Genomic DNA, 17,155 nt, shown 5'->3' with positions numbered 1-17,155 from the left:
ATACCAAAGGATTGTATTTATGCCTTTTTTATTGGCTGAAATATTGGATTTTCAAGGTTCAGCACACCTTATTGGTGTGGGAAGTTTGAGTAAAAATAATAAAATAGATTATTTTTTCAGAATATATTAACGTTTTCTATATTTCTTTTGCAATAAATTTTACTTTTCTTTGATCCGTTCTTTGAAAAGCTGTTGACAAAGACTTTTATATATGATTAAATAGTCATATGAACATTAATTCATATATTCATATAAAAAACAAACGAATCAGCAAGGAGAGTTCATATGGAAGAAAAATTAAAGAAAGATTCCATGGAGTCCGCAGATTCCTGCGGCTGCGGTCACGAGCATGCGCATCACACCCATGATGAGCATGAAGAACATCACGATCATGAGCACCATCACCATGATGAGCACTGCGTCTGTGGTTGCGAGAATCATGACCATGAAGATCATGAACATGAGCATCCTCACCACCATGAGCACTGCGGTTGTGGCTGCGGGGACCATGAGCACGAACATCATGCACACGAGCACCTTCACAACCATGACGAGCACTGTGGTTGTGGTTGCGGAGATCATGAGCACCACGATCACTCCCACAATGCTCTCACCGCAAAGCGTGTCTACATTCTGGAGAACCTCGGCTGCGCTCACTGTGCTTCCAAAATGGAGGAACGGATCCAGGCTCTTGAAGGCGTAGAAAGCGCTACCATTACTTTTGCAACAAAACAGCTTCGCTTAGGGGCTGCTGATCCAGACGCTCTGCTTCCGCAGATCCGCAAGATCTGCACATCCATTGAGTCTGAAGTTAAAGTTGTTCCGAGAAATCCAGCTCCGGCAGCTTCCACTGACACAACAACCAAGACCTATCTTCTGGAGAATCTAGGCTGCGCTCACTGCGCTTCCAAAATGGAGGAACAAATTGCAAACCTTGAAGGCATTTCCGAAGCAACCATCACTTTTGCAACAAAACAGCTTCGCTTAACTGCAAAGAATCCGGATCGATACCTGGATCAGATCCGTAAGATCTGTACATCCATTGAATCCGAAGTTCTTGTAAAAGAAAAGGATCCGAAGCCAAAGGCTCAGTCCCCAACAACAGCGACTCACCAAACCGCTTCCAAGAAGAAATTTTTCTCCAGGGAAAACGTAGATATCATCTGTATTATCATCGGTGCAGTACTCTTCGTTGCCGGAGAGATCATGGAACACAAAGGCTTTGGTACCAGTGCCACTCTTCCTGTATTTGTGATCGCATACCTGGCGCTTGGGGGTGTTATCGTTGTAAAAGCTGCCAAAAACATCTCTCACGGACAGATTTTTGACGAAAACTTTCTCATGAGCATTGCAACACTTGCCGCTTTTGCCATCAATGATTCTGCTGAGGCCGTAGGCGTTATGCTCTTTTACCGCATCGGCGAGCTTTTTGAGGAAAAAGCCGTTGAACGAAGCCGCGGGCAGATTATGGATGCCGTAGACCTTCGTCCGGAAGTTGTAAACCTGGTCACAGGCGATGATATCCAGGTAATTCCCTCTGAAGAGGCTCAGATCGGAGACATTCTTCTGGTCCGTCCCGGAGACCGCATCCCTCTTGATGGTATCGTAATTGAGGGAAACAGCCGTATCGACACTTCTCCGATCACAGGAGAGCCTGTACCGGTTGCTGTAAATGAAGGTGATGAGATCACTTCTGGTTGCGTCAACACCTCCGGACAGCTTAAAATCCGCGTGGAAAAACCTCTGGAAGAATCCATGGTCACTCGTATTCTGGATTCCGTAGAAAACGCGGCAGCAAGCAAACCGAAGATCGACCGCTTTATCACACGTTTTGCCAGGGTTTATACTCCTTGTGTTGTAGGAATCGCAGTGGCAACTGCCATACTCCCATCCCTTGTTACCGGAAACTGGCATTACTGGATCTACACAGCCATTACTTTCCTGGTAATGAGCTGCCCTTGTGCTCTTGTACTTAGTATCCCGCTGGCCTTCTTCTCCGGGATCGGTGCCGGTTCTAAAAAGGGTATCCTTTTCAAGGGTGGCCTTTCCATCGAAGGATTAAGTAAGCTCGGCGCTGTGATCATGGATAAGACCGGCACTATCACAGAGGGTAACTTCCAGCTTCAGAAGGTTGTTGCCACCGGTAAATACACGGAAAATGAACTCCTTTCCATGTGTGCAGGCTGTGAACAGAACTCCACACATCCTATTGCGAACAGCATCGTTGCTGCCGCAAAGGAACGTGAGATCCAATTTGAAAAACCGATCTCCCTGGAAGAAATTTCCGGTCACGGGATCGTTGCGGAAATGCCGGAGGGAAAAGTTCTCTGCGGAAATCGCAAGCTGATGGATAAATTCGGAGTTACAATCGGAGAATTAAAGGAAGCCGCTTACGGCTCTGAAGTATTTATGGCAGTAAACGGAACCTTCGCAGGATATATGCTGATCTCCGATACCATCAAACCTGACGCAAAGGAAGCCATTGCTTCTCTGAAAAAGCTTGGTCTCCACACCGTTATGCTCACTGGAGACTCCGAAGACAGTGCACAGGCTGTAGGAAAAGATGCCGGGATCGATGAGATCTATGCAAAGCTTCTTCCGGAGGATAAGCTCAATGCCCTGAAAAAGGTCCGCCAGGCACATGGAACGGTTATGTTTGTCGGTGACGGTATCAACGACGCTCCTGTTCTTGCAGGTGCTGATGTAGGTGCTGCCATGGGAAGTGGTGCAGATGCTGCCATTGAAGCCGCAGATGCCGTATTTATGAATTCCAATGTAGATGCGATCCCTCAGTCTATCGCCATTGCACGAAGCACAAACCGTATTGCATGGCAGAACGTAATATTTGCCCTGGTGATCAAGATCGCAGTTATGATCCTTGGTCTTGCCGGACATGCCAACATGTGGATGGCCGTATTTGCAGACACTGGCGTTGCCATGATCTGCGTGCTGAATTCCATTCGTATCCTGTATAAAAAATAAGCTCCGTTCTGCAGGGCAGATATCCTGCAGTGGATCCCTGTGCATCCATACAACTCCCCAGTGATGCAGAAAAGAATTTGACCGGTGCGTTTTTTTCAGCTACAATAGAAGTTAACAGTTTGGAGGATGCGCAAATGAAGAAAACACATATAGATTACCCGATCAATGATGATACACTGTACCGGCTTGCCGACCTGTTCAAGGTTTTCGGTGATCCTACCAGGATCCGTATCCTGTACGTACTTTCTGTGGAAGAGCTCTGTGTTCAGGATATTGCCGATCGTCTTTCCATGACCCAGAGTGCCATTTCCCATCAGCTCCGGGTACTGAAGCAGATGTCACTGGTCAAATTTCGAAGAGATGGAAAAACCATTTACTACTCCCTGGCAGACAGCCATGTGGCAACCATCATGAATCAGGGGTTGGAACACGTTACAGAAGAATAACTCATAAAACACAATGCAAAAAGCCAATCCGATTCCCAATGGAAGAACAGATTGGCTTTTTTCTCTGCCTTACTCGTGCATCATTTGTATTTATCCCTCGCCCTGTGGTGAAGCACCATCGCTCCGTATGCAGGCATCTTCACCTGAAGAATCCCTGCATCTGCAATATATTCTTCCGGCATTTCCGTATAACCCTCTCCGGAAGAAAGCATCAGGCGCTGAAAAGCCGTTGCTTCTTTCCGGCTTACACCGGTTTTCCAGGCTGTTACCCTTATGTCTCTCTCCTGATCCTGATTATTAAGGATCACTATGATCTGTTCAGAATCAGAAAAACGACCATAGCTCAAGCCCTGATGATCGTTCCACAGAAATTCCAGGGAACCCTTTGCAAGAATCGGATATGCCTTGTGTATGCAGATCATACGTTTATGAAAGTCCAGCATCTCCTTGTCTTCTTTTCCCCAGGGATAAGTTCTGCGGTTATCCGGATCTGTAAAGCCGCAGACGCCGGCCTCATCCCCGTAATATACCGTAGGCGAACCAGGCCACGTCATCTGGATCACAACAGCCTCTCTCATGATGGCAGGATTGATGCCTGCAGATGCTGCCTCTGCGCCTGCGTAGGAAAGCCTTCCTACTCTGTGATTGGTCCTTGTCAGAAATCTGGAATGGTCATGGTTTGAAAGCTCATTCATGGCTCCATAAAGCGCTCCCATATGCAAAGACTGCATATGATGCTTCATCGCCCCGATAAAGGCCTCACTGTTGCCATAAAGGTCCTCCCGGTACTCATCACTGTGCTTCTCCATTCCGGTCAGGAACCAGGTTACAGGCTCCATAAAAGCGTCATAGTTCATAACCGTATCCCACTCATCGCCGCGAAGCCAGCTTTCCGGATTTCCGTAGTGTTCTGCAAGGATCACTGCATCAGGATTGGCTTCTTTTACTGTCCTCCGGAACTCTTTCCAGAAGTGATGGTTAAAATCATTGCTGTGGCCCAGATCTGCAGCTACATCCAGTCTCCAGCCGTCTACGTTATACGGCGGCGAAACCCATTTTCTGCCCACATCAAGGATCGTCCGGCAAAGCTCCTCAGATTCTTCGTAGTTCAGCTTTGGCAGGGTATCATGGGTCCACCAGCCGTCATAGGTTGGATTATAGGGCCAGCGGTTCTGATCCTGGAAGCAGAAGAAAGAACGATAAGGGCTGTCCGCCGAAACATAGGCCCCCTTTTCGTAGCCTTCCTGATTTTCGTAGATCCGTTCCCTGTCCATCCATTTATTAAAGGATCCGCAATGGTTAAATACCCCATCCAGGATTACTTTCATCCCTCTTCTGTGAATTTCCTCCACAAGCTCCTGAAAAAGCCTATTACTGGCCTCCAAATTCCGTTTATCGGTCACACGGCGGATATACTTAAGGGCATGACTGTTGTCACTGTCTCCGGGACTTAACAGACCATCACAGTCCGCTACGATCCTTCCGATATGCGGATCGATATGATCGTAATCCTGACAGTCATACTTATGGTTGCTGGGAGAGACAAAGACCGGATTCAGATAGATCACATCTACTCCAAGCTCCTGAAGATAATCCAGCTTATCCATAACTCCCTGAAGATCGCCGCCATAAAATTCCCGGACACCCATCACAGCCGGAACCTTTTCCCAGTTATCCACTTTTACGGAAATGTCCCCGATATAGAAATATTCCCCTGTTTCCACATCATTGGAAGGATCTCCGTTACAGAAACGATCCACATAAATCTGATACATCACAGCACCCTTCAGCCACTCAGGCACATGATATCCGGGATAGATCTCAAATTCTGTCCTTTCCTCATGTCTGGTGCTTACACCATTTGTATCATAATAACAGGTAACAAGTCCTGAATGGATCTCAAAGTAATATCGTACAAGATTTTTTCCCATTACGATCTGTGCAGTATAATAATCAAAGCTTCCGGAAGTTTTTTCCCACTTCATTTCCAGATATTCTCCGTCATGCACAAGACAGACGTTGTCCACATTATTTCTCTGGGTACGAAAACGGATCGTAACTGTATCACCTTCCCGTGGCTCCACAGGTGTACGGTAATATTCCGTCCCGTCACTGAACATTGCGTCTTTATTTAATACCGGACTCATATTGAGTATATACCGCATCTTCTTTGCAGTCTCCATGCTTTCATATAACATTCTATCTTCCTCATTCCGTTTTTAGTACCATGTTTTTAAATATATTATCTTAATTTTTTCCATCCCGCAAGCATATATATCTGTTTTCTCCGTAATCCGTCTTTATTTTTGGGCAGTAAAAAAGACAGCTGGTTAAGCTGCCTTTTTTGGAGAAGGTATTTCTTCTTATGGGGTGTAGCAAAAACTATATAATGTATTGGGGGGTTTTTACGGTATTTATAGTACCATGTGTCCACCAAAAAGTGTGCACAAAGTTCACAAAATTCAATATTTTTTTTTGTGCATTTTATTCGTTTGTTTTTGCAACCTCTTCTTTTTCTGTTGTAAAAAGTGCTTCAAACTCTTCACGATGTATCTTTTCCTTCTCGAGAAGAAGGGCCGCACAGCTGTGAAGAACGCCGATATTCTCACGGATGATGCTCTCTGCCTTCTCATGGCACTCACGGATGATACGGGAAATCTCCCCATCAATCTCTCTTGCCACTTCCTCACTGTAGCCTCTGGTATGTGCCAGATCACGGCCGATAAATACCTCATCGTCATCGTTGCCGTAAGCGATCAGACCGATTTTTTCAGACATACCGTATTTCATTACCATAGAGCGTGCAGTCTCTGTGGCACGTTTGATATCATTGGAAGCACCGGTGGTGATATCTCCGAAGATGATCTCCTCAGCCACACGTCCGCCAAGAAGCGTGGTGATATCCTCCAGCATTTTGTTCTTTGTATTAAACATCTCATCATTATCCGGCAGCGGCATGGTGTAGCCGGCAGCTCCCATTCCCGTAGGGATAATGGAAATGGTGTATACCGGATCCATATGAGGAAGTACATGGAACAGGATCGCATGGCCTGCTTCATGATAAGCTGTGATCTTTTTCTCTTTATCAGAGATGACCTTGCTCTTCTTTTCTGCACCGATCCCGACCTTGATGAATGCTTTCTTGATATCCTTCTGCATAATATAAGGACGGCCCTCTTTTGCAGCATCAATGGCAGCTTCATTAAGAAGGTTCTCCAGATCTGCGCCTGTAAATCCTGCGGTTGTCTGGGCGATCTGGCGAAGATCCACATCATCTCCCAGCGGTTTATCCTTGGCATGGACCATAAGGATCTCTTCTCTGCCCTTGACATCCGGGCGTCCCACACCGACTTTACGGTCAAATCGTCCCGGACGGAGGATCGCAGGATCCAGAATATCCACACGGTTGGTCGCTGCCATTACGATGATTCCTTCATTTACTCCAAAACCATCCATCTCTACAAGAAGCTGGTTCAACGTCTGCTCTCTCTCATCGTGGCCGCCGCCCATACCGGTTCCTCTCTGACGGGCTACCGCATCGATCTCATCAATAAAGATGATACACGGTGCATGACGCTTGCCCTCTTCAAAAAGATCTCGTACACGGGAAGCACCGACACCAACAAACATCTCCACGAAATCGGATCCGGAAATGGAGAAAAACGGAACTCCGGCCTCTCCTGCAACTGCCTTCGCGAGAAGAGTTTTACCTGTTCCCGGAGGGCCCACAAGGATCACTCCTTTCGGGATCCTGGCACCTACCTTGGTATACTTCTGTGGGGATTTCAGGAAATCCACCACTTCCTCCAGATCCTCCTTCTCCTCCTGAAGACCTGCAACATCCTTGAACGTTACTTTCTTATCATCAGGGGACGACATCCTGGCTCTGCTTTTTCCGAAATTCATCATCTTCGCATTGCTTCCGCCGCCTCCGGACATCTGCCGGTTCATCATCATAAAGAAAAAGAGAAGAATCGCGCCGGTAAGCACTACCGGAAGTACTGTTCCGATCATGGAGCTGTCCTTGGGTACATTGCGGATCGTCGGATCGATATCATGTTCTTCAAGAAGCGCCTCCGCTTCCTTTACATCGGTTACGTAGACTGTCTTCTGACCGTCTGAAACAATGTTTGCTGTTACATAACCGGTGGGCACTTCTCTGTTCTGATGGATCACCGCATCCGTCACTTTGTCTTCTTCCAGAGCCTTTTCCAGCTGGCCCATTGTGTAGCTGCCCTGGGTAGATACCTGGTCATTGAGATACAGATATCCTGCGATCAGTGCCACAATAAGCAGAAGGTACAGGCCTATCTTACCTGAATGCTTGCTCACTTGGTTAAATCTCCTTTCAGTCCTGAAGCTCCACTACTCCGATGTAAGGAAGGTTTCTGTATTTCTGGGCATAATCAAGTCCGTATCCTACTACAAACTCGTCCGGAATATTGAAGCAGCAGTAATCTACCTCTACATCTGTCACACGTCTCTCCGGTTTGTCAAGAAGTGTACAGAGTCTGATGCTTGCCGGATGTCTGCCCTTCAGGATACGCAGCAGATAGCTTAAGGTTCTGCCTGAATCAATGATATCCTCTACGATCAGAACATCTTTCCCGTCCAGTGGCTGATCCAGATCCTTGACGATCTTTACAACACCGCTGGATTTCGTATCATCACCGTAACTGGACACAGACATGAAATCCAGTGTTACCGGGCGTGTGATCCTCTTGGCAAGCTCACACATAAAGAAAACGCCGCCTTTCAGAACGCAGATCATGTGTACATCTTTTCCGTCATAATCCTTGTTGATCATATCTGCAACTTCCTGGATACGGGCATCTACCTCTTCTTCACTGAGTAAAACCCTGATTTTTTCGCTCATGCTAAAGCTCCTCCTTGGTAATGTAATTCTAACACTCTCCCTGTAGTGGAAGTGATCTTATACTTCTCGTTCATCCGTCCTCCCGGGATCCAGAGTATCTCAGATCCTGCCGCAACAACCGGAAGCCTGTCTCTCATCTCCGCCGGAATCTTCTCATCAATAAAGATCCGGTTCAGCTTCTTTCTTCCGCCTTCACTGTTTACAGTAAGATAATCTCCCTGTCTTCTGGTCCGAACGCATGGACTGTTTTTTATTTTATCATAATCAAACCATTTCGTATACTTTTTTTCTTCAATCTTCTGTTTCTTATAAGAAAAAATTTTCGACTCAAAAACTCCGAAAGGACTTTCCAGAATTCCAGGTACCGGAAGCTCCATAGACATTTCTCTGAGACCTGCCGATACTTTTTTTTCAGTGGAAGCATCGTTCTCTCTGTCTGATGCAGAGTTCTTTTTCAGACATACCCCTCCGTACTGTCGTATTACCCGCAGCGATTCCGGAAGGTTGATATAACGACCGTTTTCTTTTTTTTGAATTGAAAGGACCTGGTCCACATGAAGAGATGTAAAGTCCTTACGTTTTCCTGACAGTATCTCAAACGCCTCCATCACAGCATATTCCTGAAGGATAGGATCCTGTGCAAAAAATTTTTCATCCAGAAGATAGCCATTTTCTTTCCGGCAGCCTGCCAGAAGCTCCCTTCCCTTTTTCTGAAGATACGAATCTGCCTCTGCCAGAACCCGTGCGGTTTCTGCCATATGCTCCACCGCTTTTGCATTGATCTTCTGTTCCATAGCCGGAAGAATATGGTTACGGATCCGGTTTCTTGTATAGTCATCTGAAAGATTGCTGCTGTCTGTGATATAGGAAATACTTCTCTCTTTCAGATAATTGACGATCTCCTTCCGTTCTAAACACAAAACCGGCCGGATGATCTCACCATTTACCGCCTGTATCCCGGAAAGTCCCCGGATACCGGTTCCCCTTGCCAGATGATGCAGCATAGTCTCTGCCAGATCATTGCGATTATGTGCCAGCGCGACCCGGAACTGTCCGTTCTTTTTTGACTGTTCTCCGGAAAAACCAAGTCTCTTTTTTTCCTCCTGAAACGCCTGTTTTCGCACGATCCTTCCGGTTTCTTCTTCTCCCAGCTTCCACTTTCCGGAAAGTTCCGGAACCGGATAATGCCTGGACCGGAAAGGGATTCCCCAATCCCGGCAGATTTTTTCCACAAACTGCTCATCCCGGTCCGCCTCCTGGCCCCGGATCCCATGATGGACATGAACCACTTCCATGGAAAAACCGATCTCTTTCTGAAGACTTTTCAAAATATGAAGCATTGCTATGGAATCCGCCCCTCCGGAAACCCCTGCCACAACCATATCCTCTGCTTTCAGCATCCGATTGTCTCTGATATATTTTCTTACACGTGTGATCATTTTTTCTCCTGTAACCAAAAATACTCTATTTTTTCCACAATCCTGCCACAACTACTGTCATATCATCCCTGGCATGATAATCACTGTATCCCAGGACCCTTTCCAGTATTCCCCGTCCCATCTCCCTGGGCTCTTTTTCCCGGACATCCATAATGATCTCCTTCATGGTTTCCTCTTCCCGTTCTGTAGGAAGCGCATCCAGAACTCCATCTGTCATCATAATCAGATAATCTCCATGATAAAGCTTCCTTGAGGCAGTATCAAAATCCAGCTGTTGGACCAAGCCTGCTGCAAGATTTTCCGAAGCAATGGATTCCACCCAGTGATCTCTTTTAATAAATGTGGAAGACGCCCCTGCTTTCAGAAAATCACAGATCCCGGTATAAAGATCCACCGCACAGATATCAACAGTAGAAAACATCCCTTCCCGTCCTTTCAATAGCAGTGCGGAATTCACCATTCTGGCAGCTGTTTCCTGAGAAAAGCCGGATTCCAGAAACTGTTCCAGAAGTTCTACCACGATCTCGCTTTCTTTAAACGCTTCTATTCCGGAACCCATCCCATCAGACAGACAGAGAAAAAACCTGCCATCCTCTTCCTGACGACAGATATAATTGTCTCCGGAAACCTTTTCCGCTTCTCTTGTAAGCCGCGCTACTCCGTAAAGCATCTGATAACTGACATCCTCCACAAAATGGACCATACGAAAATCTCCATTTACAATACTACGGCTGTCGGCGTCCGGCGTCATGGAGCTTCCGCAGATCCTGGACAGGATCTGTGCGATCTCTGTCATGGAAACACACTGTCCGCTCCTGGCTCTCAGATTCAGAAATATCTGCCGTCTTCCTTCGATCTTATCCATGACCCAGACATTCTTTACAAGTACATGCTTTTTACGAAGAGCCTTTTTCAGATCTTCCTGAAACTGCGGATCTGCCGGCATGATATCATACAGCTCTTCTGCCATATGATCCATGATCCTCGAGATTTCCGTCAGCTGCTGTGCAACTGCAAGCCGGCTTTCGATCATCCGGTTATCCCACACGAGATTCTGCCTTTCTTCACGAAATCCCTCATTCAGGACCTGAAAATACTGGGCGGAACGGCCACATGCTCCCATCCATTCACTGCGTGCTCTCTGGATACTCTCTTCATTGCCTTCCTCCATGGTACGGATCATATTCTCACTGCCCCGCATGGTTTCCCCGGCACGCTCTCCCCAGCAGATCTCTCTCTGATAACATCTGGAACATACAGCCGCACTGGTGTCCGATATGATACGGTTCAGCTGTCCTCCGCTCAAAAATTCCTTACGGTAAGGCATTCCGTAGAATGTATCCGCAAGCTTCCGGAAGGATGCTGCATACCGTTCCACTTTTTCCTTCTGGGGATGGCTTTCACAAAGCGGCAGCATTTCTTCTTTTTCCTTCGTTTTTCCCGAAAAGACAGTTTTTGCCATGTCCCGGAGTATCAGCAGTATGCTGACTACGAGCATGGCAATGATCCATTCCTGCATATTTTCCCCTCCCCTTATAACCTTCACTGACTGAACATTATAAAGGAAGATCCCTGAAATATCTGTCAAAGCCGCACGAAAATGTCAAAAAAAATTTCGTCGAAACCTTTGATTTTCAGCTATTTTTCTTCCTGAAACACAATCTCGTTATCTTTCACAAGTCCCAGCTTCTCACGAGCCGCCTCTTCCACATATTCGTCGGTCTTCATATGTTCTTTCTCTGCTTCGATCTCCTTGGTACGTTCCTTCTCACTTTCAATGGACTTCTCCAGTGCTGTAGCTTTGGAATCATAATAATCCCTGCGCCGTTCCAGAGTCTTACTCTGCAGCATAAGGCTTCCCAGCAGCACCAGTGCGATCACCATGATCCCCGCCATGCCAAGATAATTATATCCGATCCGTTTTTTTTCTTTTCCCTTTTTTGGATTTTTCAATCTGCTGCTCCTTTTTTACACAATCTGATCTCTTTACCTTTTACGAGCTTATACATCCAAATTTTACAACTTCTTCAAAAAAATATCAACCGGTTTGCTGTCATTTTATCTTTAATGGAACAGTCTTTTTAAAAGGGATCCTTCTTTTTTGTCCTTTTTCCTGCCAAGATAGGTAAGACTGTCGATTTTTCCCTCCAAGCTAAGCTGCCCGCTTTTCAGATCAAGATGTTTTACATGAAGTCCTTCGCCTTTTATGGATAACTTTCCTTCCTCTGTATGCAGCAGTATTTCTTTTTCATCGAAAGAGATCACCTCCCGGATTCCTGTTATGGTGCCGCCTTTCTGCCGCTCCAGCATCAGACTGTGAAATGCTGCCGGTTTCTTCTCGTCCAATCCATACCTCCCTGGGGATGATTTCTCTTTTATTTTATGAAAAATCCATCCGGAATAGACCATCACGCCCAAACGGCAGCTGTCCCTGCATCAGATATAGCGGAACATGCTTTCCACTTCATCCTTTTTTACCGTTTCCTTAACTTCCAGGACTTCAACCTTTACATTACGGCTTCCAAACTGGATCTCCACAGTGTCACCGGTCTTTACCTGTACAGAAGCCTTGGCCGGCTTGTCATTGACCAGAACTCTTCCTGCATCGCAGGCTTCATTTGCCACCGTACGGCGTTTGATCAGTCTGGATACTTTCAGATATTTATCAAGACGCATAATTTTTCCTCCTAAAAAAGCAGGGGAAACCAAAAACCGGTTTCCCCTGCCGTTATCACTCTGAACCAACAGATTATTTACCGTTGACAACGTCCTTTAAAGCTTTTCCTGCTTTGAACTTCGGAGACTTGGAAGCCTCGATCGTCATGGTCTCACCAGTCTGAGGATTTCTTCCCTCTCTTGCAGCTCTTGTGCTTACTTCGAAAGTTCCAAATCCAACCAGCTGAATCTTCTCGCCTTTTTTCAGTTCATCTGTTACAACATCGATAAAAGATTTCAGAACAGCTTCTACATCTTTCTTGGAAAGATTGGTGTCTTTCGCCATTGCTGCCACTAACTCTGTTTTATTCATGGTGTTTCCTCCTATAATTGATGTTCTCTTATTTTTGACTTTGCTTTATATATATACCGCTTTTGGCTTATAATGTCAAGGTTTTTCGCATATTACAGGCGGAATGTGACCATTTTATCATTTCATGGAATCAACCATTTCAAGAACAGCCTTGCCCATTGCATCGGATTTCTCGTCTGCATCTGCAAGAGATGTTCCCTTAACGCCATAATAGAATTTAACCTTAGGCTCTGTTCCGGACGGTCTTACGCAAACCCATGCATCATCGGTAAGCTCATAGTAGAGAACATTGGAATTCGGAAGTCCTGTCGGCTTCTTCTCACCTGTTGCAAGATCTGTGATCTCATCCAGCTTGTAGTCACGTACAGCAGTCACCTTATGTCCGGCAAACTCAGCAGGCGGATTCTGACGAAGTGTTGTCATGATCTCCTGGATCTTCTGAAGACCCTCGATACCCTTCATGGTAACTGCCTGAATGGCATCCTTATAGTAACCGAACTCCTCATACATATCGATCATTGCATCCCAGAGAGTCTTGCCCTGTGTCTTATAGTAAGCAGCAGCTTCGCAAAGTGCCATGGTAGCAACAATGGCATCCTTGTCTCTTGCATAGGTTCCTATCAGGCAGCCGTAGCTCTCCTCAAATCCGAAAAGATATGTACCCTTGCCACTGTTCTCAAATCCGAGGATCTGCTGTCCGATGTATTTGAATCCGGTAAGTACTTCGATAAGATTCACGTTGTATCCCTTGGCAATGGCATCTGCCAGGTTTGTTGTAACGATAGTCTTTACAAGAGCTCCGTCCTCCGGAAGGCTTCCGTTTACAGCCTTTCTCTGGCTCAGCTCATAGTTTGCAAGAAGGCATCCGGACATGTTACCGGTAAGATCATGATACTCTCCGTTTTTATCCTTTACGCGGACGCCAAGACGGTCTGCATCCGGGTCTGTGGCAAGTACGATGTCTGCATCCACTTCCTTCGCAAGCTTCAGGCCAAGCTCAAATGCCTCTGCTGCCTCCGGGTTCGGATAGCTGACTGTCGGGAAATCCCCGTTCGGAAGCTCCTGCTCCGGTACTACATATACATTCTCAAATCCAAGCTCTTTAAGGATCCTTCTGGCCGGGATATTGCCGGTTCCGTGAAGAGGTGTGTAAACGATCTTCAGGTTCCTGCCCTCTGCCTGGATCGCATCCATATGGATGATCTGTTTCTTAAGCTCTGCCATGTAAGCATCATCGACAGCCTGTCCGATCACTTCGAAAAGTCCTGCCTTTACTGCGTCTTCCTTGTCCATGGTCTTTACGGTATTCCAGTCGGAGATTGCCTTTACCTCGCCCATGATACCGGAATCATGAGGTGGTGTGATCTGCGCGCCGTCCTCCCAGTAAACCTTGTATCCGTTGTATTCCGGAGGATTGTGGCTGGCTGTTACGTTGATACCTGCCACACAGCCCAGATGACGTACTGCAAAGGAAAGCTCCGGTGTCGGACGAAGTGTCTCAAAGATATAAGCCTTAATCCCGTTTGCTGCCAGGCAAAGTGCTGCTTCCTGGGCAAACTCCGGTGACATATGACGGGAATCATATGCGATGGCAACTCCCTGGGATTTCTTGTCAACCTTGGCAATATAGTTGGCAAGCCCCTGGGTTGCTCTTCTTACCACATAAATATTCATACGGTTGGTACCTGCGCCGATGATACCACGCAGGCCTGCCGTACCAAACTCAAGATCCATATAAAAACGCTCTTTGATCTCATTTTCGTCGTCTTTGATCGCTTTCAGTTCTTCTTTTGTCGCCTCATCGAAGTATGGGTTTTCAAGCCACTGATTATAGATTTCTTTATAATCCATGTTCCAAAATACCTCCCTGTTTCTTTATATAAGATACTTAATATTATATAACAATTTTCAGAAAAAGGGAAGTTTTGTTTTTGTCACATTCAGAATCATTACTGCCTGAAGCACTGTTTTGAAAATTCCTCCCACTGTTTTTTCTGATGGATCAGAGTTCTCAGCTTTTCCACATTTTTTCCGGAGATCACAGCCTTGTTATGTGTATAATAATGATTTGCCAGTTTCCAGTATTTTTCCGGATAACAGAACCGGACTCTCAGGTTCTGCCACTCAGACTCCGAGAGCGGCCGTACGGAATCATATGCAGAAAGCATCTTCTGCGCGAGGTGCAGATCCCAGCTGTATTTCTCCAGGATTTTCCGCATAAAGCGGTACAGATCTGCCATCTGCACATCAAAGCTCCAGTGACTGAAATTCGTCACCGCTGTGTTTTTCCCAAGTATCAGCACATTATGCTGATTATATTCGCCATGACAGATACTGCCGCTTTGAAGAGACTGCTGCCGCAGATTTTTATAATCCGTGGTTTCCAGCATAGCTGCCGCTTCTTCTCCTTTTTGCAGAAACCATTCCACGCTTTTCAGATAATCTTTCTCAAAAGAATTGACCGCTCCTTTTTTTCGGATAAAACGGCGTATTTTCTTCATTTCCTGATTATGCCGGATATATTCTTCCTGCAGATTTCTTCCCGCATAATCCATTTCCACAGGAAGCTGCATGATCTTGTGGATCTGTGCCAGAGTCCGGATGCTTTTTAAAATATCGTTTTCGGATCTCGTGTCACATTCCCGTCCCTCAAACCAGATCTGTGCAGTATATGGAACAGAATCTTTGTCCCTGCTTACCAGTACGCCTTCCCTGTTTCTGAGATAGGCGTCCACAAGACAGTCCTGTTCTTTCATTTTTTCAAGAAGCTGCTGCTGCATGGAAAGCTTTTTTTCCGAGCCATGAAATTCCCGGAGTATCACCGGACCTTTTTCTGTCCGGCACAGAAGTGCCCCCCGCACCCTGCCGGAGAATGAAGCCGTAAGCCCATACTGCTCCAGCACGCTCAACCCATAATCATACAAAAAAGTTCCCCCCTGCCTTATTTTACGTTCTATTTTATGCAGGGGGGATTTTTGTTATTCTATTCGGTTTTTATGCTGTCTTTTTCTGCTGTTTCAAGAAGTTTTTCTTTTGTATTAAGGGTTGGATCTTTCAGCACACAGTCAAGAAGTCTTTCGAGCAGTGCTCCCAGTGCCGGTCCGGCCGGATGTCCTGCCTTTATAAGATCCTTTCCGGAAACTGCCAGGGTTTTCAGAGATGTACATTCACCTCTTTCAAGGATTCCCTGATAAGCTTCCGTCACACCGCTTAACCGTGCCAGCTTCTCCTCCCTCCTGTAAGTACTCTGGGATAAAAGATCTGCCTTCTGCACTTTCAGATACAGTGGAAAAAGCTCTTCTCCGATAAGATTCACAGCTCTCCGCACATCCTCGGCGTCCGGAGTGGGACGAAGATCATGATACCGGATCAGACGACAGGTATTTCGGATCGTTACATTATCAAATTTCAGACGGCGCAGGATCTTTCCTGCCAGCTTTTCGCCTGCCGGTCCGTGAGTCTTAAAGTGGTCTCTTCCATTCTCATCTGTCTTTTTTACAACCGGCTTGGCAATGTCATGAAGAAGCATGGTGATACGAAGAAGCCTGTCATTCTCGATCTCCGTAAGGCTTTTCAGGATGTGCTCGCCTACGCTGCAGCAGTGATGGGGGGTATTCTGCGCTGTTTCCATACAGGCATCAAATTCCGGAAGAAATTCCCGGGTAAGGCCTGTCTCCCAGGCTGTCCGGAGGTAATCCGGATGATCGGATACCAGAAGCTTTACAAGCTCTGTCTGGATACGCTCTGCACTGACATGCTCCAGGTTCCCCGACATCCGCGCCAGTGCCGCTTTCGTATTCTCCTCCACAGTAAAACCAAGCTGTGCGGAAAAACGCACTGCCCGGAGCATCCGAAGAGCATCCTCTGTAAAACGTTCCACCGGATCCCCGACACAACGGATGATCTTCCTATTGATATCCTCCATTCCGCCAAACAGATCCACCAGTCCATGCTCCGGATGATAAGCCATGGCGTTAATGGTAAAATCTCTTCGTTTCAGATCTTCCTCAAGACTCCTGGTAAAGGTCACGGCATCCGGGTGACGGCCATCATGGTATTCTCCATCCACACGGTAGGTTGTCACCTCAAAGCCCTCTTTGCCCATCATTACAGTTACTGTTCCATGCTGGATCCCCGTATCTACAGTTCTGTGAAAAAGCTCCTTCACCTGCTCCGGAAGTGCGGAGGTAGTGATATCCCAGTCCCCAGGCACCCGGTCCAGGATGGAATCCCGGACACAGCCGCCAACAACATATGCCTCATAGCCGGCTTCATTGAGAATATGCAGGATCTGTTCTGCTTTTTGTGGTATGTTAATCGTCATAATAACTCCTCTTGATGATCGCTGCTGTCCGTTCAAAACACGTTTACATTTCGCTGTATT

At 46.5% G+C, this 17,155-nt stretch carries 14 protein-coding genes; 2 read left to right on the top strand and 12 right to left on the bottom strand.

The annotated features are described in order from the left end of the window. Positions 1–285 precede the first annotated feature (285 nt). Together ACTNDQ_RS08750 and ACTNDQ_RS08745 are read left to right on the top strand one after the other, a co-directional pair. The gene (locus tag ACTNDQ_RS08750; RefSeq protein WP_441064407.1) at positions 286–2,982 is read left to right on the top strand and encodes a heavy metal translocating P-type ATPase; all 2,697 of its coding nucleotides are present in this window, start codon (positions 286–288) and stop codon (positions 2,980–2,982) included. A gap of 134 nt (positions 2,983–3,116) precedes the next feature. Further along, a complete protein-coding gene (locus tag ACTNDQ_RS08745; RefSeq protein ID WP_022427364.1) occupies positions 3,117–3,428 on the top strand; it encodes an ArsR/SmtB family transcription factor in 312 nt (103 codons plus the stop codon). Positions 3,429–3,508: 80 nt separating this feature from the next. On the opposite strand, the gene ACTNDQ_RS08740 is transcribed toward ACTNDQ_RS08745, so the two are convergent. The 12 genes from ACTNDQ_RS08740 to ACTNDQ_RS08685 all read right to left on the bottom strand — a co-directional run bounded on the left by ACTNDQ_RS08740 (position 3,509) and on the right by ACTNDQ_RS08685 (position 17,095). Beyond that, positions 3,509–5,626, bottom strand: a complete 2,118-nt coding sequence (locus tag ACTNDQ_RS08740) for a glycoside hydrolase family 13 protein (protein ID WP_441064406.1) — start codon at positions 5,624–5,626, stop codon at positions 3,509–3,511. A 286-nt stretch (positions 5,627–5,912) separates the two neighbouring features. Beyond that, on the bottom strand, positions 5,913–7,760 hold the full coding sequence (ftsH, locus tag ACTNDQ_RS08735) for an ATP-dependent zinc metalloprotease FtsH (RefSeq protein WP_441064405.1): 1,848 nt from the start codon (positions 7,758–7,760) through the stop codon (positions 5,913–5,915). A 16-nt stretch (positions 7,761–7,776) separates the two neighbouring features. Beyond that, the gene (gene hpt, locus ACTNDQ_RS08730; RefSeq protein WP_015527123.1) at positions 7,777–8,304 is read right to left on the bottom strand and encodes a hypoxanthine phosphoribosyltransferase; all 528 of its coding nucleotides are present in this window, start codon (positions 8,302–8,304) and stop codon (positions 7,777–7,779) included. Beyond that, positions 8,301–9,743, bottom strand: a complete 1,443-nt coding sequence (gene tilS / locus ACTNDQ_RS08725; protein ID WP_279201269.1) for a tRNA lysidine(34) synthetase TilS — start codon at positions 9,741–9,743, stop codon at positions 8,301–8,303. Before tilS ends, hpt begins: the two co-directional genes overlap by 4 nt. A 25-nt stretch (positions 9,744–9,768) precedes the next feature. Then, the gene (locus tag ACTNDQ_RS08720) at positions 9,769–11,262 is read right to left on the bottom strand and encodes a SpoIIE family protein phosphatase (protein WP_015527120.1); all 1,494 of its coding nucleotides are present in this window, start codon (positions 11,260–11,262) and stop codon (positions 9,769–9,771) included. Between the two features lie 119 nt (positions 11,263–11,381). Next, a complete protein-coding gene (locus ACTNDQ_RS08715; RefSeq protein WP_227573720.1) occupies positions 11,382–11,696 on the bottom strand; it encodes an FtsB family cell division protein in 315 nt (104 codons plus the stop codon). A gap of 111 nt (positions 11,697–11,807) precedes the next feature. Continuing rightward, the gene (gene yabP / locus ACTNDQ_RS08710) at positions 11,808–12,089 is read right to left on the bottom strand and encodes a sporulation protein YabP (RefSeq protein ID WP_044960948.1); all 282 of its coding nucleotides are present in this window, start codon (positions 12,087–12,089) and stop codon (positions 11,808–11,810) included. 90 nt (positions 12,090–12,179) lie between these two features. Next, positions 12,180–12,419 carry an RNA-binding S4 domain-containing protein gene (locus ACTNDQ_RS08705; protein WP_015527118.1) on the bottom strand — a complete coding sequence of 80 codons (240 nt, stop codon included), beginning with the start codon at positions 12,417–12,419 and terminating at the stop codon, positions 12,180–12,182. 73 nt (positions 12,420–12,492) lie between these two features. Next, complete coding sequence (locus ACTNDQ_RS08700) at positions 12,493–12,786, bottom strand: HU family DNA-binding protein (protein ID WP_227573730.1); 294 nt, start codon at positions 12,784–12,786, stop codon at positions 12,493–12,495. Between the two features lie 102 nt (positions 12,787–12,888). Continuing rightward, positions 12,889–14,622: a phospho-sugar mutase gene (locus ACTNDQ_RS08695; RefSeq protein WP_015527116.1), complete on the bottom strand. Its 1,734-nt coding sequence runs from the start codon at positions 14,620–14,622 to the stop codon at positions 12,889–12,891. A 98-nt stretch (positions 14,623–14,720) separates the two neighbouring features. After that, positions 14,721–15,695, bottom strand: a complete 975-nt coding sequence (locus ACTNDQ_RS08690; protein WP_278796246.1) for a hypothetical protein — start codon at positions 15,693–15,695, stop codon at positions 14,721–14,723. Between the two features lie 59 nt (positions 15,696–15,754). Further along, positions 15,755–17,095: a CCA tRNA nucleotidyltransferase gene (locus ACTNDQ_RS08685; RefSeq protein WP_195656448.1), complete on the bottom strand. Its 1,341-nt coding sequence runs from the start codon at positions 17,093–17,095 to the stop codon at positions 15,755–15,757. Positions 17,096–17,155 lie beyond the last annotated feature (60 nt).

This window comes from Blautia massiliensis (ex Liu et al. 2021), from assembly GCF_052064225.1.
Classification (GTDB): domain Bacteria; phylum Bacillota; class Clostridia; order Lachnospirales; family Lachnospiraceae; genus Blautia_A; species Blautia_A fusiformis.
Note: the sequence above shows the minus strand (reverse complement) of the source record. Positions and strands in the feature narration are given on the sequence as shown.